Source organism: Photobacterium rosenbergii (genome assembly GCF_033022775.1).
In the GTDB taxonomy this organism is placed as follows: Bacteria; Pseudomonadota; Gammaproteobacteria; order Enterobacterales; family Vibrionaceae; genus Photobacterium; species Photobacterium rosenbergii_A.
This window is the reverse complement of record NZ_JAWJZI010000002.1, coordinates 606,688-630,879: the sequence shown is the minus strand read 5'-3', so window position 1 is coordinate 630,879 and position 24,192 is coordinate 606,688. Positions and strand designations below refer to the sequence as shown.

Genomic DNA, 24,192 nt, shown 5'->3' with positions numbered 1-24,192 from the left:
TCAATTAATGCTTCAAATATAAGAAATTTGATCTATGATGAAAAAGTGAAAAGAAAAACACAAAGATCTTCAATTTGTCATAAAAGGGTAATATATGCAGCATCAAGAAATGATCAATCCAACTCACACAGGCATCATCACACGTACAGTATTCACTAGCTTGGCATTTATGGTTGTTGGCCTCGTCTTCATGTAATCACCTCACGGTAAAAAGCGATGAAACTTTTATTGTTAAAGCGTTCATTAAAGTAAAAAGGGCATGTTAAAACATGCCCTTTTTACTTTAATGACCTAAATTGTCTCTAAGTCTACAATCATCTTGTTTTCGCTATTGGCTTTTTCCGGCAGATAAACTGTAAATACCGATCCTTTACCCACTTCGGACTCCACTTCGATATCACCACCTATCCCATTGACAATACCTTGGCTGACCGACAGTCCCAAACCCGTTCCGCTCCTTCGGGTGGTATAGAAAGGATTGAATATGCGCTCGATGTTTTCTTGGCTGATACCGCAACCATGATCTTTTATTCTGACCATGGCACCAATCGCTTCGCCTTTTTCATCAAACCAATCTTCAGTACTGACGACCAATATGCCCTGATCATCCATCGCATGAATGCCGTTCATTTGTAAATTCACTAATACCTGGAGCATTTGGTGGCGATTAACCTCTACACTACAACGTGCATTGAGTTCAGTTTGGATTTCAACATCGAATTTCTTGGTGCCACTCCTTACCAAGGTCAAACTTTCTTCGACAATGGGATTCAAATGCTGCCAAGTCACTTCATCTTGGACACCACCTTGTCGGCTATATTGCAGCAGGCTTCGGGTAATATTGCGAATACGGTCAATCTGCCCGTGAATAGCTTCCAGCTCTTCCCGGACACGCTCTGTATCATCACCCAGCTCAAACTGCATCAACTCTACATTACCCAAAATGACCGCTGTGGGATTATTGATCTCATGGGCGATGCCTGCGGTTAGCTCTCCCAAGGCCGCCAACTTCTCATTACTAACCAACTTACTTCTGGCCTGGTTCAGCAGTTTAATATGCTGCTCTAGCTCCTCGGTTTTTTCTCGCAGGCTTTGAGTGCGCCTTTGCACCTTATCTTCGAGCTGCAATGAAGCCTGCTTGATTACCTCATTCCTTTGGTGAAGTTGATCAAGCATGGTATCAAACTGCTTGCCGAGAATTTGAAGCTCATGACCGCGTGTTAAGTCCAAGCTACCTATACGGCGGTCTAGGCCTAACTGAATCGCAGAAACCACTTGGTGCATTTTCTCGATAGGCCGAAACAGATCCCTCGCACCACGGTAGACGATCACCCCAGAAAGCAATAAGACCAATACGATCCCCACCCCGAGTTCAACAATATTGGTCAGGTAGATTTTGATCATCGGCCATTCGAGATATCCGGTATAAAGCATCCCGATAATATTGCCGTTATAGTCTTTCAGAGGCTCATAGGCCGAGACATACCAATCGTCATAGACAAAAGCCCGATCGACCCACATATCACCCTGTTTGAGGACCGATTCTTTCACATCGTCAGAAACTCGTGTGCCAATGGCTCGGCCATTTAGCTGGGTGCTATCCAAAGGTACATTGGTACTGACTCGAATATCGCTCATAAATAGCGTAACCGTACCGATACTGCCTTCAGGCAAAGTATCCGACGCATAAACCAAGTCACGGATGCGGTCGACGAGTTGGGTACTGTTATTGAGCAAAATCCCGCCATCGACTATCCATTGCAAGTCGCCCTGTTGATTGAAAATCGGTATTAAACTGCGACTGATCAGCCCGTCGGATACCAGAGATTTTTCATTCAGCAACGGAATTTGGGCCCGTGCTGGCAGATCTGGATGAAGGTCATCCAACTCATAAGAAGCCAACCTCTGGAAGAAAGTCTGCTCCTCTCCCTGCTGCAGGAGCTGTCGATTTGCCTTGGGAAATTCACCCAGGGCGGAAGCCGGATGGATAACCACAAAGTCCAAGTCATATTGACCGGCTTGTTGTTTGACCCAATCAATCAGCTGACTTTGATCTTCTTTGAGCCAAGTCTGGAATTGGTAAGACTCCGTCAGAGAGCCCAACCGCATTCTTTGCTCTTTTTGCAACAACTCCATACTGTGATGAGCAACAGCAAGGTCAGCCCGTACATTCATCAAGGCATTTTGCCAGGTGTAAATCACCGTCCAGTACATGGTCAGGGCGATCAATGCCAATAACGTTATAATTATCGGCACAGAAGTCAGCAGGAGTAACCGATAACGCACCATAGTCCGAAAGCGCCGAACCCAAATCGCAATGCACTGCTTCATAATTGGCCTTATTACTCTGCTGAAGTCAGGACCTCATCAGCCCATTCTTTGAATTTTCGCTCAAGCGTCTTTCGCGCCACACCAAGCTGCCTAGCCGCAGCAGACTTATTACCTTCATGGGAATCGACAACTTGCATTATGTGGGCTTTTTCGACCTCCTTCAGTGTCCAATCACTTGGATAGCAGAATGTGGTGTCATCCCCCTCCTGACATTGGCATGGGGCAGCTGATGACAAAGATGCCTGCTCAGAGCTATCGGGCATTTCTGAAGCGATTTCAGTGACAGCGTCACTCACAGTATTGGCACGCAAAGGGGCTTCGCCGGCCAATTCACGCCAGTAATCTGCGGGGGGCTTACCCAACAACAAACAGCGTTCCATCATGTTACGTAACTCACGGATGTTACCCGGCCAATCATAAGCCTGCATCGCAGAAATATCTTCATGAGTCCAATTAACAGGCTTGGAACCTAAATCTTTGGCAAGTTGCTGAGTAAAGTGATGGGCCAGCGCGGGTATATCATCCAAACGCTCACGCAATGCTGGTAATTCGACCGTCAGCACATTAAGGCGATAATATAAATCGCGACGGAAGCGCCCTTCGGCCACTTCTTCTTTCAGGTTACGGTTGGTTGCGGCAACAATTCGGACATCCACCTGTACTTCACGCTCGGCACCCACAGGGCGAATCGCTTTCTGCTCCAACGCACGCAGTAAGGATGACTGCATAGAGAGTGGCATTTCACCAATCTCATCCAGGAACAAGGTGCCGTTGTTTGCCACGCGGAACAGACCTTCACGGCCTTTCTTCGCACCTGTAAATGCACCAGAAACATGGCCGAATAGCTCGCTCTCAAGCAAATCAGGCGCGATAGCACCACAGTTCAATGGTACAAAGGGGCCACTACGCTGGCTCAGTTGATGTAGCGCACGAGCAACGAGCTCTTTACCAGTGCCAGACTCACCTTCTACTAATACTGCAGCTTGTGAAGGTGCTATTTGGGCAATGAGTTTTTTCATCGACAAGGTACTTTGCGCGTCACCGATAATATCAACCGGATAACTGCGCTCGACATCTCGCTGCAGCGCAAAGTTTTGTCTTTCAACCAAACGACGCTCGATACAGCGCTGTACCGACTGCATCATTTGATCAAGGTTGAATGGTTTGAGAATAAAATCTGACGCGCCAGCCCTCAGTGCCCTAATCGCTGTTTCCAAATCAGCGTAACCCGTCATAAAAATAACGTCGCTACGACGTGTCTGCGGATCAAAGGCTTCATGCCACTCGATCCCGGAGCGGCCCGGCAAGTTGATATCAACAATCAACAGATCGAAATGGCACCTTTTACGCAGCTCTTCCGCTTCCTCAATGCTTCCTGCAACATCAACCTGAGCAAATTGTTTGCTCAATGCTTTTTTTAAAATGGCACGCATTCCCGGCTCGTCATCGACGACCAAAACCGATACCGCAGACCATGACACTGACGCATTTTCAGACATAAAAACCTAAATATATTATGGTTATAGTGGTGGGACATTTTGTCTCACTCTCATTATGTCTGTCAAAGATGTTTCAAAATGTTTTTCAAACAATGTGAAGATTGACGAATATTTTGTTTCAAATCATTATCTTATCAGTATTCACGAAGGTATTATACGCAACATATTCAAGTTGGCATTTGATTTGCTTATTGACTCGCTCATAACGATGAAGAATATCTCCTTTGGAGAGCTTCGCTTCACTTGCGTAAAATAAATGACAAAATGACGTTCAGTCAGGAAGACCTATGAAACTATTAAAAACAACTTTTATTGTATTGGCTCTGGCTTCTTCAGCTGCAATTCAAGCTGCAGAGAATATGACGGTGCGATTGGCAACAACTACCAGTACATATCACTCTGGCCTATTGGACTACCTGCTACCCGAGTTCAAGAAAGATACCGGTTACACGGTTGAAGTACTTGCTGCGGGTACAGGCAAGTCTCTGCGCATGGGTGAAAACGGTGATGTTGATTTAGTGATGACCCACGCACCAAAAGCTGAAGCCACCTTTGTTGAAAAAGGTTTTGGTGTCCTACCGCGTAAACTTATGCACAATGATTTTGTCATTGTTGGCCCTAAATCTGATCCAGCCCATATCAGTGAAATCAAAGACGTCACCACTGCGCTAAAAACCATTGCTGACGAAAACGAAACCTTTGTCTCACGTGGTGATGATTCTGGTACCCACAAAAAAGAGCTCAACCTTTGGGCGCAGACAAAAATGGAACCAAACTTCGGTGGCTACAAAGCAGTTGGCCAAGGTATGGGCCCAACATTGAATATGGCCTCTGAGCTTCAGGCCTACACCATGACAGACCGTGGCACTTGGCTGGCCTACCAGAACAAGCTAGATCTTAAGATTGTCCTACAAGGAGACTCTCGCCTGTTCAACCCGTATCAGGTTATTCTGGTAAACCCAAGCCGTTACCCTGACATTAACTACCAAGGTGCCAAGTCTTTCAGTGACTGGTTGGTAAACCCGAAAGCGCAGAACATGATCAACGACTACAAGCGACACGGCGAACAGCTTTTTGTCGCGGATGCTATTGCTCAGTAAATGGATATCTGGCAAACCACTCACCAAGCGATCCAACTGCTGTTTAGCGGCGATGCCGCCCTGTGGGGGATCGTTGGTGTTTCATTTTCGGTTTCACTGCTGGCAATTGGCCTTGTGCTTTTGCCAGCACTACTAATTAGCTTTGCTCTTGCCTATGGCCGTTTTCCTGGGCGTTGGGTGATTCTATCGTTGTTCAATACTTGCCAATCCATTCCGACTGTTGTCATTGGCCTATTACTGTACATGCTGTTATCACGGGCTGGACCATTAGGTGATTGGAAAATGCTATTTACCCAGCAGGCGATGGTTTTAGGACAAATGCTGATCTGCTTGCCGATTTTAGTTTCTATGATGCATGCGGCGTTTCAAAACAGTGATAAACGCGCCTGGGAAACCTCTCTCACTTTAGGGGCCAGCTTGCCAAGAGCATTCATGAGCCTAATGTGGGAAAGTCGTTTCCCTTTATTAGCAGCTGTTATTGCTGCATTCAGCCGGGTGATAACCGAAGTTGGTTGTTCCATGATGGTTGGTGGTAATATCCTCAACTCGACAAGGAATATCCCAACAGCGATCGCCTTGGAAAGCTCCAAAGGGGCCTTTGCCCAAGGTGTTGCCTTAGGAATGGTGCTGCTGATTTTGGCTTTAGGGCTAAACTTTTTCCTATCTGTTGCGCGTGGCAAAGCCCACCTTCGCACTAACTAAGCCGGAGAATTTGATGACACAACTCTCTATCGAGGCCACAGACCTATCGGTTCGATTCAAAGACCGGCTACTGTTCCACATCCCTAACCTTGTCCTTGGGCCCCGTGATGCGATTTATCTAAGTGGCGACAACGGTGTTGGAAAAACCACTTTATTAAAAGTTCTGAGTGGCCTGCAACGCCCTAGTACCGGCTCGATCAACATAAACAAGCCTTCAATTTTACGGCGCATGTTCTGCGCACAATCCAATAGCGGCGTTGTCTATATGCATCAAACCCCATACATGTTTGACGGTACAGTGTTGGACAATGTCAGTTATGGTTTGAAATTCACCATTCGAGAGCGGCGAAACCGACGGGCAGAGGCAATCAATGCCCTTCGTATGGTAGGCTTGGAAACACTGGCGGACGAACATATCTCTGTTCTCTCAGGCGGTGAAAGGCAGCGTGTTGCTATGGCGCGAGCTTGGGCGATAAAACCTGCGGTGCTGTTAATGGATGAATCCAGTGCTAGCCTAGACCAAGAGTCGGTTGATAGGTTAGTTGTGTTGTGCAAAGACCTACTGGCTCGTGGAACCAGCTTAGTGATCACCAGCCACCAAAAAAATGCGCTGACTGAACTGTGCCGTCGCCAGTGGACAATTTCTGATTCTCAACTCATTGAACGCGCTGATTTGCAGCTCGTTGAAGAGGACAATAATAAATATGCCTACGCCGGATAACACAAGCTGGGTCATTTTGGCTGGCGGTCAAGCCAGCCGGATGGGGGGAAATGACAAAGGATTAGTGACGCTCGCAGGCCGAGCAATGATTGAACATGTCATCGACACTCTTGCTAAGCAAACCGCATCAATCACTATCAACGCTAACCGCAATCAAGAAACTTACCGCCAATATGGCACCGTGTTTGGTGATCACATCCAGAATTACCCGGGCCCTCTTGGCGGGATGCATGCTGCGCTACACCACCTCGAATCCGAATGGATAGGGTTTGTACCTTGCGACTGCCCCGCCCTTCCCGCTGATCTTGTCGATAGAATGAGCAGCGCTTGTGACAGTCTTACCGACATAGCAGTGGCACACGATGGTGAGCACATTCAACCGGTTGTCACCCTGGTTAATCGCCGCATCTTGCCCAAGCTCGAGCAGTTTTTGGAAAATGGCGATCGAAAAATCATTTTACTCTATCGCCAGTGCAATATGATCACAGTTGATTTCAGTGATCAGCCCAATGCTTTTGTCAATTTAAATACGCCAGAAGAACTAGAACAATTCGGACAAGCACTATGAACCCAATTCAATCTTCCCTGCCTTTGCTGGGCTTTGCCGCATGGAGCGGAACAGGCAAAACAACCCTGCTAGAGGCCATGCTGCCTAAACTCGTAGAGCGTGGTATTCGTGTTGCGGTTATCAAACACGCACATCACCATTTTGATATCGATAAAGAAGGGAAAGACTCGTACCGCCTTCGCAAGGCAGGTGCCGCGCAAATGCTGATCTCTTCACGCTATCGCCGTGCCATGGTTACCGAAACACCAGAAGAGGAAGCCTCTCTCCCCCAGCTCATTGCCCAACTTGATCTCAACGAACTTGACCTGATCTTGGTAGAAGGCTTCAAGAAGCTGAGCTTTCCTAAAATTGAGCTTCACCGCGCAGAAATTGGCAAACCATGGCTGTTTCCTGAAGATGACAACATCATTGCAGTCGCGTCAGACACACCGGCTGAAACTGACCTTCCAAAACTTGATATCAATGATCTCGACAAGCTCACCGCCTTCGTCGCTGACTTCACCAACAAACATTCTGGCCAAACACTGAACTGTAGTGACCTTGACCCATCAGGAATGCTGTCTGTTGCCGAAGGCCGTGATCGTATCCTGAGCCAGATTGTCGCACCAAATACCGAAACAACCGTTGTGTTAAAAGAGGCATTGGGACAAATTGTCGCAAGCGATATTTTGTCGCCCGTCAATGTACCGCAACACACCAATTCCGCGATGGATGGCTACGCCATTCGCAGCGATGATCTAGGCCGAGAAAACTATCAAGTCGTTGCCCAAGTAATGGCCGGGCACAGCTATGACAAACCTTTAAATCAAGGCGAAGCCGTCCGAATAATGACCGGCGCCCCCGTACCGCAAAATGCAGATACGGTGATAATGCGAGAACAAGCCCAGCAGACCGGTGACAGCGTCACCTTTGACTTGGGTGTTGGGGTGATCAAAGCAGGACAAAATGTTCGTCAAGCCGGTGAAGACCTTGCCATCGGTCAAGCCGCGGTTCAAAGCGGTACGCAAATCACAGCACCTGAACTGGGTATGATTGCTTCACTGGGGTTGAACACTGTTACGATCAGACCACAGGTCAAAGTGGCTATTTTCTCTACCGGTGATGAAGTGCAACACCCAGGTGAAGCGCAGAAACCAAATTGTATCTACGACTCAAACCGTTACACGCTACATGCAATGCTCAGAAAAGTCGGCTGTGAGGTGATTGATCTCGGCATCATCGAAGATAGTGAGCAGGCGCTGGAAAGTACGCTAACAACTGCCAGCCAGCAAGCTGATTTGATCTTATCTTCAGGTGGTGTTTCAGTCGGTGATGCTGATTACATCAAGACCGTATTGGATAAACTAGGCCAAATCAACTTCTGGCGTATCAATATGAGACCGGGTCGCCCTCTCGCTTTCGGTCATATTGATACCACGCCGTACTTTGGCCTTCCGGGTAACCCTGTAGCCGTTATGGTTACGTTCATGCAGTTTGTAGAACCCGCTATCCGCAAGCTTCAAGGTATGCACAACTGGCAAGCACCTTTCTTTATCGCTGTTGCAGAAGAAAAACTGCGCTCCCGCCCTGGTCGCACTGAATACAGCCGCGGGATCTTTGGTATTGATGCTAACGGCCGCCTAACAGTAAGAAGTGCTGGAAAGCAAGGCTCTGGCATCCTTCGCTCAATGAGTGAAGCCAACTGCTTGATTGAAATCCTACCTGAGCAACCAGGAGTAGAAATTGGTGAGAAAGTGCGTGTGATTCCGTTGGAAAACCGGATCTAAAGAGTAAAGAGATAATGGTGGTTTGGTCTCTGCACTGTCGATAACAGCTGCAGAGACTACCAGCCTGAGAGAGTACGCTGCATGATTATGAGCACTCAGCAAACGGTGTTTAAGCCACCGTTTACTGAGTGCTTATTTTTTGCAGCTTCCGTGCTACTATATTTTTCCTAAGCTTCTACACGTCTAGAAGATGGTTTATTGTGCTCCGTACGCGCATATCGCTTGTACACAGCATCTTGGAATTGCTCAGATAAAGTAACCCTAGCCATTGTTCGTCAATAATTGAGGAACCTGTCTGTTCTTTCCTTTAAAGCGGGCTTTTACGATGTAGCTGAACCAATGCTTATCAGAAAGGTAATAAACGACTTTATATCATTCTTCGTTAGGATTTGTATGTTATTGTCATCCTTGTCGTTTTCAGCAATAGTACAAAATTATGTATTGAGTTGCACTAAAAATATTTTCTTACGCTATACTCGCTTCCATAACTGTGACAAATGTAATCAATCATAGTGATTTGGTATAATACTCGGCCGGTCACTATAATGAGTTTTGGGTCACTATCACCTGATTTAATTTCTATGCTTAGCTATTTTTCACTGGCTGGACCATTTTTGATGAAGATATCAGGTAGAATAGCTGACAGTTTAATTAATCCACTATCAGTACGTTAGGCATGTTTCTAGATTCATATTACTTAGAAGAGAATGGTGTATTCAGCTTTACCCGTGAGCAAGCGAGTCACTTTGCAAAGAAAATCGCTGGCGATTTCAATCCCATTCACGATGAAGATAACAAACGTTTCTGCGTTCCTGGTGATCTTCTGTTTTCAGTTGTACTTTCACGTGCTGGCATCAGTAAAAAGATGCGCTTTGAATTTGCAGGCATGATCAATGACGGCATCGGCCTGAAAGCAAAACACAGCTGCTTCAACGATTTCGCTATTGTTGATGATGCGGATAAAGAGTATCTACATGTTACTCGTGAAGGTGACATCACCACAGATAAATCACTTATCGAGCAGGTGACCAAAAGCTACGTTCAGTTCTCGGGTATGAATTTCCCACACATCATGGTTCCTTTGATGAAATCTAAGGACATCATGATCAACACAGCGCGTCCATTGGTTATCTACGAGAGCATGGAGCTCAACTTTGAGCGCCTAGACCTCACCTCCCCTACGGTTGAGCTAGCCGAGTCCGAAATCGAAGTTGATGGTAAGCGTGGTAGCGTGACACTTATCTTCCACTTCAAGGAAAACGGTGAAGTGGTCGGTACTGGGCGTAAGCGCATGCTTATGAGTGGCCTGAAGCCATATGACCAAGCAGCGATTGACGATTTGGTTGAGCGCTTCAATGCACGTAAGGCTGAATTCTCAGCCATTGCCGCCTAAATTTGATTCACTGCTAACTGAATGATTTATCCTTTAAAGCCGTCTTTATGACGGCTTTTTATTACCATATTCACGCTAGCCACCAGCATGTTCTCCGATTGATCCTCCATAAGACCCTATACTTTATGTTGTCATAAAAGTGTGACAACTCATTCCATGATGTTGATTTCAGACTAGGTGGAGAAATAATCATGGTTAATCTCTTAAAATCAGCTCTTTGCGTATCAGCCATTCTGTCAACCAGCTTAGTTGCAGTGCCAGTATTGGCTGAAGACAATAAGATGTCTGAAGATTTGATGACAGAAAAAATAGGCAGGGCCAAGTCTGCCGCCCCCGCTTCAATCAGTGATGAAGCAACTATTGTCGTTGACGGCAAGGTGGTGGTAGAAGGTTCTAATGGCTGGACTTGCATGCCAGATACCTTCCCGGATGACGGCATGCCTATGTGTAACGATGCCGTATGGATGGAAATGTTGACTGCAATGATCAACAAGAAAGACTATACCGCAACCAAGATTGGCATTTCCTATATGCTGCAAGGTGACCGCGGTGCTGGTGTCAGTAACTCTGATCCTTATCATCCAGACCCTAAAAATGCTGACGATTACACCGAAACCGGCCCACACCTAATGATTATTGTGCCTAAAGCGATGCTTGAAGGTATGACAGATGACCCATCTTCGGGAGGTCCTTATGTAATGTGGAAAGATACCCCATATGTCCACATTATGGTTCCGGTTGCGGACAAATAATCTGACGGTACGATTTTTACCGATAACCCAACCCGGCCTACTAGCCGGGTTTTCTATACTGCAATCGGCTCGTACTAAGCAGTTCGAGAAACTGGGTGATTCTGCAAGGCATCCATATAAGTTTTACTCCGCATAATCTCTGTCCCTAAATCTAAATGACGGATGGTATAGTTACTGCGCTTGAGCCTTTTGATAACTTGTAACGCCTGCTGCTTGCTTGATGCATCAACAGTGAGAAGAGCCGTTAGAATCATGCAATTGATATCAAATGAAAAAGGGTAATACCTTTCCACTACATCCAAGGTCATCACTCGGCTTTGTTGTTGTTCGGGGACGATTTTCGGTAACTTCTTTAACCATATATAGACTTTCTGTAGCTTGCTGTAAGGTTTCGCCGCCCATTTATATAAATCTGTATTTTGTTTGTGCAATTCCAACGCATTGATTTTATTAACCAATGAAAAACACAACTTCACCTCACCAAAAGTTGCCAATACACGTAACGAAACAAGATTCAGATGCAGGCAAGGCTTTCTCTTTCTCAGCACATCATTGTGATAGATGTCCAGCGCCATTGCTCTCGCCTTAAGCCCCTTCCCCGCCTTATTGATATGAAGGGTCTTAAGCAAATTGACTAACGCAACGAGTTCTTCACGCTTGTCTGCCGGTAAACGCTTGAACAGGCTTCTCAATACCGGCTCAAACAATGTTCTGTACTGGTCTTTGCTCACTTGTATACCAGAAAACAAAATGGCATCTGAAAGCTCAATTGCTAACTGGCAATAGTCTTCCAGCTTGCTCGGCATATACTGCAGCCGCTTGGCCAATACCAAAGATAACGACTCAAGTTTTTCTTGCTCAATCAAGCATCGAACTAACTCAACAAATGCCTCTTGGCTGGCAGGGTTTGTTTCGAATGCTATATACCTGTGCTGGAAAATTGCTTCGATATTATTGAGCTTTTGGTACTCTTCAGCCAAGCGGGTATGGACTATAAAAGGCAGTTCATCCTTCTTTAATAACCATTGCAGAGCCGAAATACTTTTCTTTGGCTCGGGGCAAAAGTCACTGAAATGAATGATATTGCTCGGCTCTATCAATGCCCTGTCATGCTGTTGATATAAGCTAAGAAAATCATTATTCATCTGTTGTTTATACAGTGACAGCAATGAAAGGTTCAGCAACTGAGGGTTTTTTATCTTGTCTTTGTACTGACTGACACTTGCCGTGAACCTCGCTAAGTTATGCCCAGCACTTTGGAAAACATTTTCATAAAACGCTTTATGCTTTAATAACCGATTGAGCAATGTATTAAAATGCTCATAACTAAATAAGCCAGTAACAACATGGTCAGCATCCAGGGACCGGGCGCTGTTACAGTCAAAATCACTGGCCAGTTCTGATAATGCTAATAAAAACAGTGGGTATCGCTTAAAAAAAGAACTGTTTCTTTTTTCAACAATATAGTCAGAAACCTTTTCTTGATATTGATATTCATAGTCAATAAAATAGACATCGTGAATGGTACACTTGGTTTTTAGCTGATTAAAATCAACAACATCCACGTTAACAATGCCTGCCTTTACAAACATTTGCTTTACTTGAAAAGCTCGCTCTCTATTTTCGCAGCAAATTTGCGCTGACAATTGCGACAATGGAATCATTATAAAAAGACAGTTACCCGACAAGTAAATATATATTCAATATAGCCAATCATTCTGATATGGCAAAAAATGACAAATATATAATTAAGTAAATATTATCTATTTATTTTAATATTAATAGCTTAGCATCACAACAGGACAATAAAATGACATTAATGCAAAATTATGACAATAAATTGTCACCAACTGTGTGAACTTACCAATATTCCGCATTCTCTTTCCCCTTAGCCGTTATCATTCGATTGCTCTTATATGATGATACTGTCAAAATGACTTACTGAGAAAAGTATGTTTTTATATACATTTTCACCCCAAGGATAGATAGGGCTAGATTGTGAATTTACGCCAGATAGAGGTATTTTACGCTGTAATGAAGAGCGGCAGTGTGTCAGGGGCTGCTAGAGTACTGCACGTTTCACAACCAAATATCACTCGAGTACTCGCTCACACAGAGCTCCAGCTTGGTTTTCCTCTGTTCCACCGTCACAAAGGCCGACTTATCCCCTCTGAACAAGCCGAAGCCTTGCTACCTGAAGCTGAAAAGCTCTATCGTCAAGTGGGAAACCTGCAATCCCTCACCAGTAAACTGCAGAAAGGACACTCCCATCTTCGAATTGGCGCTCCGCCGATTCTTTCAACCAACCTCATCCCACCGATATTGGCTAAGTTGTATCAATCATCTCCAGTATCAGCAGAGATCTCGACAGGAAATCAAAATGAGCTCTGTGATGCTCTACTGGAAAATCAACTCGATTTCGCGATCAGCTTTGGCCACACCGCTCCACCAAGGGTTAGTAGCCAAGAGTTAGAAAAGGCCAAAATGGTCGCCTTGCTGCCAGAAAGTTATGCTTGGCATTCGAATTCAATGTCCATACCTGAGCTTCTTGATGTTGCTCCTGTTATTGGTTTAGATGCGCGCGACCCGCTAGGACAAACAGTTAAACACATGGTCCTAAAACACCAACCAGACTATCACTTTCAATTATCAGTAAGATCGTATTCTACCGCTGCTGAGTTAGTGATTCAGGGCATGGGCGTTACGATAGTTGACCCTTGGACAGCAAATAACTACCAAGATAAAGTCAGGGTTATTTCATTGGCAGAACAAGTCCCTGTCACCATCAGCTTGCTTTTTGCCGACCATTCCCCTTTATCCTCAACGGCTAATCAGTTTATTGAACTTCTTTGTCAGTACTTAAAAGAGAATCCTGCGCAAAGATAAGACACTGTCTTGTCGCAAACCTGAATAAGCTAATCATAACTCTTAATAATTAGAGCAAGGCTTAGTCACACTTTTAGTTTGTAGCTTTAAGGTAGGTTGGCGAAATGATCAGTGTTAAGCAGCAACTGTTACAACCGTTCTCATTGTCTTTAGCCCTGTTAAGCTTCGCCTTCCTTCAAGGCTGTGAAGACAAACAAGCTACAGCCCCGCAAGGGCCTCAATACGACATTGGCTATGTCACCGTCGCAACTAAGTCAGTAGAGCTGCGCGATGAAATGCCGGGGCGAACAGTCGCTTCCTATGAGGCTGAAGTTCGGCCACAAGTGGGTGGGATCATCCTCCAGCAACTGTTTGAGGAAGGTACCATGGTGACAAAGGGCCAGCCCCTTTATCAAATCGACCCAGCGCCTTTTCAGCTCTCGCTGGATCAAGCCCGCTCTGATCTCAATAAAGCCACGGCTAATCTGGCCACAGCAAGAAATCGTGCAGATAGGTACCGCCGCCTAGTAAGGGAAAAAGCCGTCTCCCGGCAGGATTATGATGATGCTGTTGCGACATTCCAAGAAGCACAGTCAAACGTTGCCAGTGCCAAGGCCAGTGTCGAAAATGCCAAAATCAACCTCAACTATACCAAGGTCAACGCCCCTATTAATGGCCGTGCCGGACGATCTTCTGTCACCGCTGGTGCGTTGGTGACAGCCAATCAATCCGCGCCTTTGGTAACAGTGCAAACTTACAACCCTATGCATGTCGATCTCACCGCTTCGAGTACTGAGTTGTTGCAATTTAGGCGAGAGTTGGCTCAAGGCACTTTCAAGCGTAGCGATGCTGAGTTAAGTGATATTCAGCTATCTCTTGAAGATGGCACTACTTACGACCAGCCCGGTACTATCCTTTTTTCTGACATTAATATAGATGAAACCACCGGTTCTTTTGTTCTGCGGGTGTCTTTTCCAAACCCTCAACAAATTCTGCTTCCCGGCATGTTTGTCAGGGCATCGATTCCAAGAGGTGTGGTCGATAAGGCGATTTTAATTCCAGCCAAAGCCTTAACCCGCACTCCCAAGGGAGACGCCCAGGTGAGCGTCATCGGACAAGACAGCAAAGTGGAAGTAAAGACCGTTCAGACCGATCGGCTCGTGAATAATCAATGGCTGATCACTAAAGGGTTGAACGTCGGCGATAAAGTGATTGTCGACGGCTTGCAGTTTGTCCGCTCTGGTGCACCTGTCAGCAAGTCCCATGAAATCAGCAGCACAACGACTAACAATCCTTCGAAGTAAATAGGACGGGGTCATGGCTCATTTCTTTATACAGCGACCTGTTTTTGCTTGGGTGCTTGCCATTCTGGTGATGTTGGCAGGGGTGATTTCCATCATCTTGCTGCCCATTGCCCAATACCCGACCATTGCCCCGCCAGCAATCCAGATTTCTGCAACCTACCCCGGTGCATCGGCGAAAACCGCTGAAGACTCTGTGACTCAGGTCATTGAGCAGCAAATGAATGGCCTTGATAACCTGCTATATATGTCCTCGACGTCGGACTCTTTCGGTAATATCACTACGACCCTTACCTTTGCGGCTGGTACAGACCCTGACATTGCCCAAGTACAGGTGCAAAACAAACTCTCTGTTGCGACCCCCTTACTACCACTTGAAGTGCAAAACCAAGGGGTGAGAGTAGAGAAAGCCAGTAATTCTATTCTGATGGTAATTGGCTTCGTGTCCGACGATCCATCCTTAACCAATGAAGATATATCTGACTACATTTCCAGTAACGTGCTAGACCCCCTAAGCCGAGTGGATGGCGTGGGCCAAACCCAGTTGTTCGGTGCAGAGTATGCTATGCGGATATGGCTAAACCCTTACCAACTGGAAAATTATGACCTGATGCCGTCTGATGTCGTGGCGGCAATACAAGAGCAGAATGCCCAAGTATCAGCAGGTCAGCTCGGCGCAGCACCTGCTGTCCCAGGTCAACAGCTAAACGCCACTATTACCGCCCAGTCACGATTACAGACCGTTGAACAATTCAAAAAGATCTTGCTCAAGGTCAACCCTGATGGCTCTCAGGTACTGATGGAAGATGTGGCTAGGGTACAGCTAGGCTCAGCGTCTTACCAAACGGTCTCGAACTACAACAAGCAGCCGGCAACAGGGATATCCATTGCCCTGGCAACCGGTAAGAATGCACTTGAAACCGCCAATGCAGTTAGGGCAAAACTTGATGAGCTCACTCCTTTTTTTCCCGAAGGTATCAAGGTTGTCTACCCCTATGACACCACGCCATTTATCGAAATCTCTATAGAGGAAGTGGTTAAAACCCTTCTCGAAGCCATCTTCTTGGTATTCTTGGTGATGTTGCTATTCTTGCAGAGCTTCAGGGCAACATTGATCCCGACGATCGCCGTACCGGTCGTGGTTCTCGGTACCTTTGCCGTGCTGCTCGCTCTGGGGTATTCCATCAATACCCTGACGATGTTTGCACTCGTATTGGCAATCGGCCTGCTGGTTGATGATGCCATCGTGGTGGTAGAAAACGTAGAGCGGATCATGGAGGAGGAAGGGCTAGAGCCTCGGGAAGCGACTGAAAAGTCGATGACGGAGATCACCAGTGCCCTTGTGGGTATCGGTATGGTGCTGTGCGCGGTCTTTATCCCTATGGCCTTTTTCGCAGGCTCTACCGGTGCAATCTATCGCCAATTTTCAATCACCATCGTTACTGCAGTCGCCCTTTCGGTAATGGTCGCCATCATTCTGACTCCGACTTTATGTATCAGCCTGCTAAAAACCACCGACGGACACAAAACCACGGGCTTTGCTGGCTGGTTCAACCGCAATTTCAATAAAGCCACTGAAAAATATACTTCCGCGGTCACCTTCATCACTCACCGAAGTGTCCGTTTCTTGCTCATATATTTAGCTATCGGCGCCATCATGGCCCTATTGTTCCTGCGCCTGCCAAGCGGTTTCCTTCCCGATGAAGACCAAGGCATCATGATGAGTATGGTGCAGTTACCCAGTGGCTCCACCCAGGAACAAACCTTGGAAATCCTCGATAAAGTGGAAGATCATTTTTTGGTAACAGAAAAGAAAAACGTCAAATCTGTATTCTCTGTCTCTGGGTTCAGCTTTGCGGGCTCTGGTGCCAATACCGGTATGATGTTTATAGCTCTGAATGATTGGGGCGAGCGATCCGCCGATGAGGATAAAGTAGGTGCTATCGTCAGGCGGGCAATGATGGCCTTCACTGAAATCCCACAAGCGTTGATCTTTGCCTTCGCCCCTCCCGCTATTATGGAGTTGGGTAATGCTACCGGTTTCGATATGTTCCTCCAAGATCGCTCGGGGCTTGGCCACGAGAAAATGACAGAAGCAAGAAATCAACTCTTGGGCATGGCCGCTCAGAACCCGAACCTTATCCAAGTCCGCCCTAACGGGCTGGATGACACCCCCCAGTACCATATCCAAATCGATCAGTTAAAAGCCCGGGCTCTGGGCGTGTCGATCAATGATATCAACAGTACTTTGGGTACAGCACTGGGTAGTAACTATGTGAACGACTTTGTAGACCGAGGCCGGATCAAACAGGTTTACGTGCAAGCCGACATGGCCTTTCGCATGAATCCGGCAGATATCATGGAATGGAAAGTCCGCAATCAATCCGGCGAGATGGTGGCTATGCGGGTCTTCAGTGAAGGGGAATGGACTTATGGTTCCCCACGCCTTGAGCGCTATAACGGTACATCTGCCATGGAAATACTGGGTGAGCCCGCGCCTGGCGTCAGTACCGGTGAGGCCATGCTGGAAATGGAACAGATCGTCAGCCAGTTGCCCAAAGGGGTTGGCCTTGAATGGACCGGTATGTCTTATCAGGAGCGTATCTCCAGTGGTCAGGCGCCTTTGCTTTACGCCTTGTCGATACTCATCGTATTCCTTTGCCTTGCCGCACTCTATGAAAGCTGGGCGGTGCCCTTCTCGGTTATTCTCATCATACCGTTAGCCATACTGGGGGCGGTGACAGCAACCTTAGTATTTGGGCTCGATAATGATGTCTATTTTCAAGTCGGATTATTAACGACCATTGGGCTCGGTTCGAAAAATGCCATCATGATCGTCGAGTTCGCCAAGTCATACCACGACTCGGGGGAAGATATGTTCAAGGCGGCTATTCACGCGGCCAAAATCCGCCTTCGTCCTATCTTGATGACTTCACTTGCTTTCGGTATGGGGGTTGTGCCTTTGGCAATATCCAGCGGGGCTGGCTCAGGTGCACAGAACGCCGTTGGTACCGGCGTGGTGGGTGGCGTGATCACCGCTACCTTCCTTGGCATATTCTTTGTCCCATTATTCTTTGTGGTTGTCACACGGGTGTTCTATGGGCCAGATAAAGAGCCAGCTATTGCAGTGGAGGCAAAGAATGACTAAAACAACGTCTCTGGCCTTCTGTATCTATGCAGCCATAAATTTAGCTGGCTGTACGAACTTTATTCCGAGCTACCAACAGCCAGCCGCACCTATTGATACGGCATGGCCTGTGGATGAAAGTACTAACAACTTCTCAATTTATACCGGTAGTAATGTGCCCGGTATATCCAATAGCCAGACAGCAAGTCTTGAGCCATCAATCAGCCGGGTCTCTCCCTATGAAGATTGGCGGGCATTTATCCAAAGTGACAAGCTCAAACAAGTCATCGAACTCGCACTTCGCAACAACCGGGATGTCCGGATTGCTATATTGAACATCCAACGCGCTGAAGCCCAATACGGCATTCAGCGTGCTAACCGATTGCCGAATATCGACCTCGGTGTCACTGGCGCGAACCAGCGGCTGTCTGAAAACGTTAATAATGGTAATTCAACGATCAGCCGCCAATACAGTGTTGACCTTGGTGTAAGCAATTATGAAATTGACTTCTGGGGCCGGATTCAGAGCCTCGAGCAGCAAGCACTTGAGCAGTACCTATCTACGATCGAAGCGCGGAAGAATACCCAACTCAGTTTGGTGAGCAGTGTCGTTGAATCCTACTTAACCCTGATTGCTGATCAGCGCTTGTTACGTTTAGCCGAAGATACTTTGCGGGTTCAGCAAGATTCATTAGCGCTAACAGAAAAAAGTTTTAACAGTGGTGTAGCAACCGGCCTTGATGTGTCACAGGCGAAAACGACCGTTGCCACCGCACTTAAAGATGTTGCCCTGTTCACCAGCCAAGTGGATGTCGACATTAACGCACTAAACACATTAGTCGGTACACGTGTGCCAATTCACCTGCTCCCTCAGTTAGCCGATAACATCGGTTTTGCGCCTGTCCATGTCGGTGTACCTTCTGACGTACTGCTTCGCCGCCCTGATATTTTATCTGCCGAACACCAACTACGTGCGGCGAATGCCAATATTGGCGCGGCAAGAGCGGCGTATTTCCCGACTATTTCTCTCACCGCAACTGGTGGATTACTCAGTGCATCGGCTGATGATCTGTTTTCTAGTGACAGCCGGAGCTGGGTATTCACACCAAATCTCGTGTTGCCGATTTTTAACTGGGGTGAACTCGACAGCCAACTTGATGTTTCCATTGCTGATCAGCAAATTGCGCTAAACCAATACGAGCTGGCTATACAAACTGCATTTCGGGAAGTTGCCGACGCGCTAGCGAACCAAGCGACCTTGAAAGACCAGGTATCAGCCCAACAAATGCTGGTCGATGCCACTGGTGAAAGCTTCCGTTTATCAAACCTACGCTTTGATGAAGGGGTTGATGATTACTTCACAGTACTTGACTCACAACGTGAGTTTTATACCGCCCAACAGGAACTCATCAATACCAAGCTCTCTGAGGAGCTCAATTTAATCACCTTATACAAGGTACTGGGTGGTGGCTGGGTAGAAACAGATGTACCAATGCCTGACTCATTACCGTCAACGGATGCCCTATATAACCAGCAGTACAGTCAATAACATTGTTTTTTTCGCGATACACGCGTCAATACCACGGTCAGTATCTTTCATGAACTGACAAAACAGCCATCCTTATGACTTTTCCACAAGATTACGCAATAGGATGGCTGCTATGAGGCAAATACAGCTAGACAAATATCTCGATCACCATCACCAAAACTTCAATTATCAATCTTTTCTATCGCTGTTCACTTCAACTGTATTTTTTGTAATTAAATTACACACCCATAGATTACGCATGCCAATAACCACTTGAAAAGTGACGCAAGTCACACTAATATTCATCTTGTGGCAGCAACCAAGCCACCAACAAGTAAATTTATTACAGAAACATAACAGAGGTGACTCTCATGAACTACGATTCTCTTATGGCAATGCACTACATTCTTTCTAAGCGTGTTAAATCTCAAACCAAGCAAAAGCGTAAGTAATAAACCTAACTCTCAATCATAATTGAATAGTTAGAACACAGTAATACCCAAGACATGATGACGAGTAAGCCCTCCTTAAGGAGGCACATTTCACTACGCCCCCCCCCCTTTGAATCACTCGTCATTGAGAATAGAAGCTAAAGAACTCACTTCCCCCCCAAGACTGATTTTGGCATTTGCTGCTGATATCCGGTGATATAAATAGAGCAACTCACGGACTATAACCTGAAGTTATACCCTTGAAACATTTAAGTATTCGAGCTTGGGTCTATGCTGATTTAAGGTGTCATTACTATAGCAAATACCAAGGATGAACCATGCAAATTCCACAACCTTACCTGTTATTCCTCGGCGATGTCACAGATCCCCTCTCTGTCAAAACGGCAAGGGGCATACTTCAATGGCGGCCGGAGATCTGTGTTGGCCAGCTTCGACTCACACCGGATACTGTCAGTCTTGATTTAGCAGATCTTCCCTTAGAAGATGCCTATGCCAAAGGCGCTAGAACCTTGGTTTTGGGAACGGCAAACTCAGGTGGCTATATTCCACAAAGCTGGCTGGCGACCCTTGAACGCGCCCTAGACATCGGTTTTAACTTGGCGTCGGGCATGCACCAACGTTTGGGTGATAACCCGACACTGGCACAAAAAGCTAGGACCAATAACTGTAAGCTTTTCGATGTCCGCCACTTCGATGGCGACTTGGATGTTGGCAACGGTAAGCCACGAGAAGGCAAGAGGCTACTGACAGTAGGAACGGATTGCTCGGTTGGGAAAATGTATACCTCCCTTGCGCTCGAAAAAGAGATGAATCATCAGGGGTTGAACACCCAGTTTTGCGCAACGGGTCAGACAGGGATATTTATCGCTGGTAAGGGTATTGCCGTTGATGCCGTGGTGGCTGATTTTATTTCCGGTGCCACAGAAGCGATAAGTCCATCATTTGAGGAGCATGATTGGGATGTCATTGAAGGACAAGGTTCGCTGCTTAACCCTTCTTTCGCTGGTGTCAGCCTTGGGCTTTTACATGGTGCCCAGCCTGATGCCATGGTGCTTTGCCACGAAGTAGGACGACAGCACATTCGTCACCTCCCCCACATGCCAATGCCTGATTTGGCGTCCGTGATGGAAGCCAACTTAGCGGCTGCTCGACTGACCAACCCTGACGCTCAATTTGTCGGGATCTGTCTCAATACCTCAGCACTGGATATTGAAGATGCCCGCGCATACTGTGAACAGCTTGCTAGTCAGTTCCCGTTGCCAGTTACTGACCCAGTTCGATTTGGTGTATCTACCATTGCCGAGCAACTTCATCAGTTTTAAAGGAGCGTCCATGGAAATCTCTGCCCGTCACGAGCGCTTCGACCTGGCAAGACCGTTTGTTATTTCCCGCGGTAGCCGAACCCATCAAGACGTTGTTGTAGCCACTGTAAAGCTGGGTGATCGCAGTACGAATGCCGAATGTACTCCCTATGCCCGCTATGGCGAAAGCATCGAAAGTGTGATCAAACAAATAGAAGACTTTAATGAGGTTCTTGCACAACACCCTGGCTTGTCAGCCAAGTCTGTTCAGCAGGAACTCGTGCCACAGTTGCCTGCCGGAGCGGCTAGGAATGCTATCGACTGTGCACTCTGGCGGCTCAATGCTGAAACAAACTTTCCTGCACCGCTGTTTGATATCAAGCAACAGATCACCACGGCGATGACGGTTTCAATCGATACTCCACCGAAAATGGCCCAACAAGCGAGAGAGCTTTGTGATTTGGGGGCAAGATTACTCAAGGTAAAGCTGGATGATAAACAAATCGTCGAACGGGTCGCGGCGGTAAGAGAAGCGGCGCCAGATTGTGAAATCATCTTGGATGCCAACGAGGCATGGGAGCACGAACCTTTAGCCGAATTGTTCAGTTCGTTAGATGTCTTTGAAATTCGAATGATCGAGCAACCTGTACCTGCTGGTAAAGATCATTTGTTGAAAGGCTGTCCTCACCCTATCCCTTTGTGTGCCGATGAAAGCTGCCATACTAGCGGTGACCTCGCCGGATTGGAGGGATGCTATGAAATGGTCAATATCAAACTGGATAAAACTGGCGGATTAACTGAAGCCATAAAGCTCGCACAGCAAGCTAGAGCCCAAGGGCTGGAAGTCATGGTCGGTTGCATGGTCGGCACCTCACTGGCTATGGAAGCCGCCCTACCTGTTGCCAGCCAGGCTCAGTTAGTCGACCTAGACGGTCCAGTACTATTAAAACATGACCGTGAGAATGGTTTGGTTTATCAGAATGGCTTTATCTTAACTTAGTGGATTTATTTGGATACAAAAAAGCGCAAGCCACATCAATGGCTTGCGCTTTAGTTTATCAAGTAAATAGTTTACGACTGACTAGCCACTTCTGCTTGCTCCCAGCCTTGCTGAGCTTTAGCTTGAGATTCTGCCTTCTTGCCCTGCATACGCAAAACCGCGATAGGGCCAGTTACCAAGGTAACCGCAATCAAAATGGAAACAGGTACTGCAGTGATCACGATAAACGACTGTAGTGCATTTAGACCGCCGTCACCAGCAAGTAGTAGCACACCAGCAATCACGCCCATTGCCAATGCCCAGAACAGACGCTGTGATTTTGATGGCTGATTGTCGCCAGAAACCACAAGGGCAATTGAGTAAGCCATGGAGTCGCCAGTTGTCACAACGAATGTCGTCGTCAGTACCAAGAACGCGGGGATCAGTAACTCGTTAAACGGAAGTTGAGCCAGTGATGCTAGCAATACTGCTGGCAGGCCTGAGTCAGCAAGCGGGCCAGAAATACTGCCTGGAACCTGAAGTTCAAAGAAAATCCCTGTACCACCCAATACCGTAAACCAGAAGTTGGTTACAATCGGCGCGGCTACTGCGATGGTCAGGATCAGCTCACGAATACTGCGGCCTTCAGAGATACGGGCAATAAAAATAGCCATCATAGGGGCAAAGCCGATAAACCAGCCCCAGAAGAACCATGTCCACCACTGGCTCCAAGCAGAACTATCCGCATTAACACTCATTTCCGGTAATTGCTGAATATAAGAAGCGAACGCTAAGCCAAAGTGCTCGAAGATAAACTGGGTAGGACCAAAGACCAGCATAACCATCAGCAGTGCAAACGCGCCGACGATATTGAAACGGCTCAGCCACTGAAGGCCCTTATCCATACCGGTGAAAGCAGAGAGCGAGTAAATCGCAACAACAACGGCCAAAATCACCATCTGACCTGAAGCGTTATTTTCAATGCCAGCAACCACTTCAAGGCTATAGCCTAGCTGAGAAGCCAAGAATCCGATTGGGCCTATTGTACCTGCCGCTACCGCAATGATTGAGCATGCATCAATTACGGAGCCAACCCAATGGTTCTCTAGCTTGTTACCCACAATAGGATAAAGCAGCGCGCGTGGGCGAAGTTTTACCCCACCTTGATGGTGTGCATACATCAGTACAATCGTCGCTAGCGTGCCAAGTGCAGCCCATGCCAAAAAGCCCCAGTGCATGAAACTTTGGCTAAGCGCAGGGACGACTGCAGCAGATGTCTGCGCTTCCACACCATCAAAGCTTGGCGGCATCGTCATGAAGTGGTAGATCGGCTCGGCCGCAGACCAGAACACACCGCCACCTGCAAGCAGTGTACACATAATCATCGCTAGCCAACGGAATGTGCCAATTGTCGGCTTGCTATCCACAGCGCCAAGACGCTGTTTGCCATATGGGCTTACTGCGATCACAAAGGCAATAACAAGATTGATCACCATCAGCCACTGCCAGAATTGGCCAAATGCAGCTGTAGAGTATGAAAAAGCGGTATCAATAATCTGACTAACCAATGTCAAATCATAGAGGGAGAAGAGGAGGAACAGTCCTAGGAAACCAATCGTTAGAACTGAAACTGTTTTGTCGCTACCTTTTAGGGTATTGCTTAGCATAATAATCTCACGGTGTGTGTGAGGGGCGGCACTTTAACAGCACATTCCCCGCCACACCAGTGAAATATTTCTTTATATTTTATAATGACAACTCAAACACATAGCACTATTTACAGACACCCCAGCAAAATAGTCAACTA

The 24,192-nt window shown here is 46.9% G+C and carries 17 protein-coding genes; 13 read left to right on the top strand and 4 right to left on the bottom strand.

Going from position 1 to position 24,192, the window contains the following annotated elements; translation table 11 throughout:
- Nucleotides 1-291: 291 nt before the first annotated feature.
- Both R2X38_RS06985 and R2X38_RS06980 read right to left on the bottom strand, forming a co-directional pair.
- Nucleotides 292-2,331: a cache domain-containing protein gene (locus R2X38_RS06985; RefSeq protein WP_317521463.1), complete on the bottom strand. Its 2,040-nt coding sequence runs from the start codon at nt 2,329-2,331 to the stop codon at nt 292-294.
- 11 nt (nt 2,332-2,342) lie between these two features.
- Nucleotides 2,343-3,830 (bottom strand): sigma-54 dependent transcriptional regulator, encoded by a 1,488-nt coding sequence (locus R2X38_RS06980; RefSeq protein WP_317521462.1) that lies wholly within the window; start codon nt 3,828-3,830, stop codon nt 2,343-2,345.
- Nucleotides 3,831-4,117: 287 nt separating this feature from the next.
- Between R2X38_RS06980 and R2X38_RS06975 the strand changes: the two genes are divergently transcribed.
- The 7 genes from R2X38_RS06975 (at nt 4,118) to R2X38_RS06945 (ending at nt 10,832) form a co-directional block, all read left to right on the top strand.
- Nucleotides 4,118-4,930 (top strand): substrate-binding domain-containing protein, encoded by an 813-nt coding sequence (locus R2X38_RS06975; RefSeq protein WP_317521461.1) that lies wholly within the window; start codon nt 4,118-4,120, stop codon nt 4,928-4,930.
- On the top strand, nt 4,931-5,632 hold the full coding sequence (locus R2X38_RS06970; RefSeq protein WP_317521460.1) for an ABC transporter permease: 702 nt from the start codon (nt 4,931-4,933) through the stop codon (nt 5,630-5,632).
- A 13-nt stretch (nt 5,633-5,645) separates the two neighbouring features.
- The gene (locus R2X38_RS06965) at nt 5,646-6,353 is read left to right on the top strand and encodes an energy-coupling factor ABC transporter ATP-binding protein (protein WP_317521459.1); all 708 of its coding nucleotides are present in this window, start codon (nt 5,646-5,648) and stop codon (nt 6,351-6,353) included.
- Nucleotides 6,337-6,921, top strand: a complete 585-nt coding sequence (gene mobA / locus R2X38_RS06960; RefSeq protein WP_317521458.1) for a molybdenum cofactor guanylyltransferase MobA — start codon at nt 6,337-6,339, stop codon at nt 6,919-6,921. Before R2X38_RS06965 ends, mobA begins: the two co-directional genes overlap by 17 nt.
- The gene (locus R2X38_RS06955; RefSeq protein WP_317521457.1) at nt 6,918-8,687 is read left to right on the top strand and encodes a bifunctional molybdopterin-guanine dinucleotide biosynthesis adaptor protein MobB/molybdopterin molybdotransferase MoeA; all 1,770 of its coding nucleotides are present in this window, start codon (nt 6,918-6,920) and stop codon (nt 8,685-8,687) included. The genes mobA and R2X38_RS06955 overlap by 4 nt, the downstream gene beginning before the upstream one ends.
- 676 nt (nt 8,688-9,363) lie before the next feature.
- Entirely contained in the window at nt 9,364-10,080 is a 717-nt protein-coding gene (locus R2X38_RS06950) for a DUF3581 domain-containing protein (RefSeq protein ID WP_317521456.1), read from the top strand.
- A gap of 191 nt (nt 10,081-10,271) precedes the next feature.
- Nucleotides 10,272-10,832 carry a hypothetical protein gene (locus R2X38_RS06945; RefSeq protein ID WP_317521455.1) on the top strand — a complete coding sequence of 187 codons (561 nt, stop codon included), beginning with the start codon at nt 10,272-10,274 and terminating at the stop codon, nt 10,830-10,832.
- Between the two features lie 74 nt (nt 10,833-10,906).
- Here the strand turns inward: R2X38_RS06945 and R2X38_RS06940 are convergent, their stop codons facing one another.
- Nucleotides 10,907-12,424 carry a hypothetical protein gene (locus R2X38_RS06940; RefSeq protein ID WP_317521454.1) on the bottom strand — a complete coding sequence of 506 codons (1,518 nt, stop codon included), beginning with the start codon at nt 12,422-12,424 and terminating at the stop codon, nt 10,907-10,909.
- 406 nt (nt 12,425-12,830) lie between these two features.
- Between R2X38_RS06940 and R2X38_RS06935 the strand changes: the two genes are divergently transcribed.
- The 6 genes from R2X38_RS06935 (at nt 12,831) to dgcA (ending at nt 22,406) form a co-directional block, all read left to right on the top strand.
- Complete coding sequence (locus tag R2X38_RS06935) at nt 12,831-13,718, top strand: LysR family transcriptional regulator (protein ID WP_317521453.1); 888 nt, start codon at nt 12,831-12,833, stop codon at nt 13,716-13,718.
- A gap of 104 nt (nt 13,719-13,822) precedes the next feature.
- A complete protein-coding gene (locus R2X38_RS06930) occupies nt 13,823-15,001 on the top strand; it encodes an efflux RND transporter periplasmic adaptor subunit (protein WP_317521452.1) in 1,179 nt (392 codons plus the stop codon).
- 13 nt (nt 15,002-15,014) lie between these two features.
- Nucleotides 15,015-18,146, top strand: a complete 3,132-nt coding sequence (locus tag R2X38_RS06925) for an efflux RND transporter permease subunit (protein WP_317521451.1) — start codon at nt 15,015-15,017, stop codon at nt 18,144-18,146.
- The gene (locus R2X38_RS06920) at nt 18,139-19,674 is read left to right on the top strand and encodes a TolC family protein (RefSeq protein ID WP_317521450.1); all 1,536 of its coding nucleotides are present in this window, start codon (nt 18,139-18,141) and stop codon (nt 19,672-19,674) included. The genes R2X38_RS06925 and R2X38_RS06920 overlap by 8 nt, the downstream gene beginning before the upstream one ends.
- A gap of 748 nt (nt 19,675-20,422) precedes the next feature.
- Nucleotides 20,423-21,427: an N-acetyltransferase DgcN gene (gene dgcN / locus R2X38_RS06915; protein WP_317521449.1), complete on the top strand. Its 1,005-nt coding sequence runs from the start codon at nt 20,423-20,425 to the stop codon at nt 21,425-21,427.
- A gap of 10 nt (nt 21,428-21,437) precedes the next feature.
- Complete coding sequence (dgcA, locus tag R2X38_RS06910; RefSeq protein ID WP_317521448.1) at nt 21,438-22,406, top strand: N-acetyl-D-Glu racemase DgcA; 969 nt, start codon at nt 21,438-21,440, stop codon at nt 22,404-22,406.
- Between the two features lie 71 nt (nt 22,407-22,477).
- Here dgcA and R2X38_RS06905 read toward each other — a convergent pair whose 3' ends face one another.
- On the bottom strand, nt 22,478-24,052 hold the full coding sequence (locus R2X38_RS06905) for a BCCT family transporter (protein WP_317521447.1): 1,575 nt from the start codon (nt 24,050-24,052) through the stop codon (nt 22,478-22,480).
- Nucleotides 24,053-24,192 lie beyond the last annotated feature (140 nt).

What these genes read in the sequence shown, in the direction of transcription:
- R2X38_RS06985 (WP_317521463.1), bottom strand. Translation starts at nt 2,331, where the DNA reads ATGAAGCAGTGCATTGCGATTTGGGTTCGGCGCTTTCGGACTATGGTG.
- R2X38_RS06980 (WP_317521462.1), bottom strand. Translation starts at nt 3,830, where the DNA reads ATGTCTGAAAATGCGTCAGTGTCATGGTCTGCGGTATCGGTTTTGGTC.
- R2X38_RS06975 (WP_317521461.1), top strand. Translation starts at nt 4,118, where the DNA reads ATGAAACTATTAAAAACAACTTTTATTGTATTGGCTCTGGCTTCTTCA.
- R2X38_RS06970 (WP_317521460.1), top strand. Translation starts at nt 4,931, where the DNA reads ATGGATATCTGGCAAACCACTCACCAAGCGATCCAACTGCTGTTTAGC.
- R2X38_RS06965 (WP_317521459.1), top strand. Translation starts at nt 5,646, where the DNA reads ATGACACAACTCTCTATCGAGGCCACAGACCTATCGGTTCGATTCAAA.
- mobA (WP_317521458.1), top strand. Translation starts at nt 6,337, where the DNA reads ATGCCTACGCCGGATAACACAAGCTGGGTCATTTTGGCTGGCGGTCAA.
- R2X38_RS06955 (WP_317521457.1), top strand. Translation starts at nt 6,918, where the DNA reads ATGAACCCAATTCAATCTTCCCTGCCTTTGCTGGGCTTTGCCGCATGG.
- R2X38_RS06950 (WP_317521456.1), top strand. Translation starts at nt 9,364, where the DNA reads ATGTTTCTAGATTCATATTACTTAGAAGAGAATGGTGTATTCAGCTTT.
- R2X38_RS06945 (WP_317521455.1), top strand. Translation starts at nt 10,272, where the DNA reads ATGGTTAATCTCTTAAAATCAGCTCTTTGCGTATCAGCCATTCTGTCA.
- R2X38_RS06940 (WP_317521454.1), bottom strand. Translation starts at nt 12,424, where the DNA reads ATGTTTGTAAAGGCAGGCATTGTTAACGTGGATGTTGTTGATTTTAAT.
- R2X38_RS06930 (WP_317521452.1), top strand. Translation starts at nt 13,823, where the DNA reads ATGATCAGTGTTAAGCAGCAACTGTTACAACCGTTCTCATTGTCTTTA.
- R2X38_RS06925 (WP_317521451.1), top strand. Translation starts at nt 15,015, where the DNA reads ATGGCTCATTTCTTTATACAGCGACCTGTTTTTGCTTGGGTGCTTGCC.
- R2X38_RS06920 (WP_317521450.1), top strand. Translation starts at nt 18,139, where the DNA reads ATGACTAAAACAACGTCTCTGGCCTTCTGTATCTATGCAGCCATAAAT.
- dgcN (WP_317521449.1), top strand. Translation starts at nt 20,423, where the DNA reads ATGCAAATTCCACAACCTTACCTGTTATTCCTCGGCGATGTCACAGAT.
- dgcA (WP_317521448.1), top strand. Translation starts at nt 21,438, where the DNA reads ATGGAAATCTCTGCCCGTCACGAGCGCTTCGACCTGGCAAGACCGTTT.
- R2X38_RS06905 (WP_317521447.1), bottom strand. Translation starts at nt 24,052, where the DNA reads ATGCTAAGCAATACCCTAAAAGGTAGCGACAAAACAGTTTCAGTTCTA.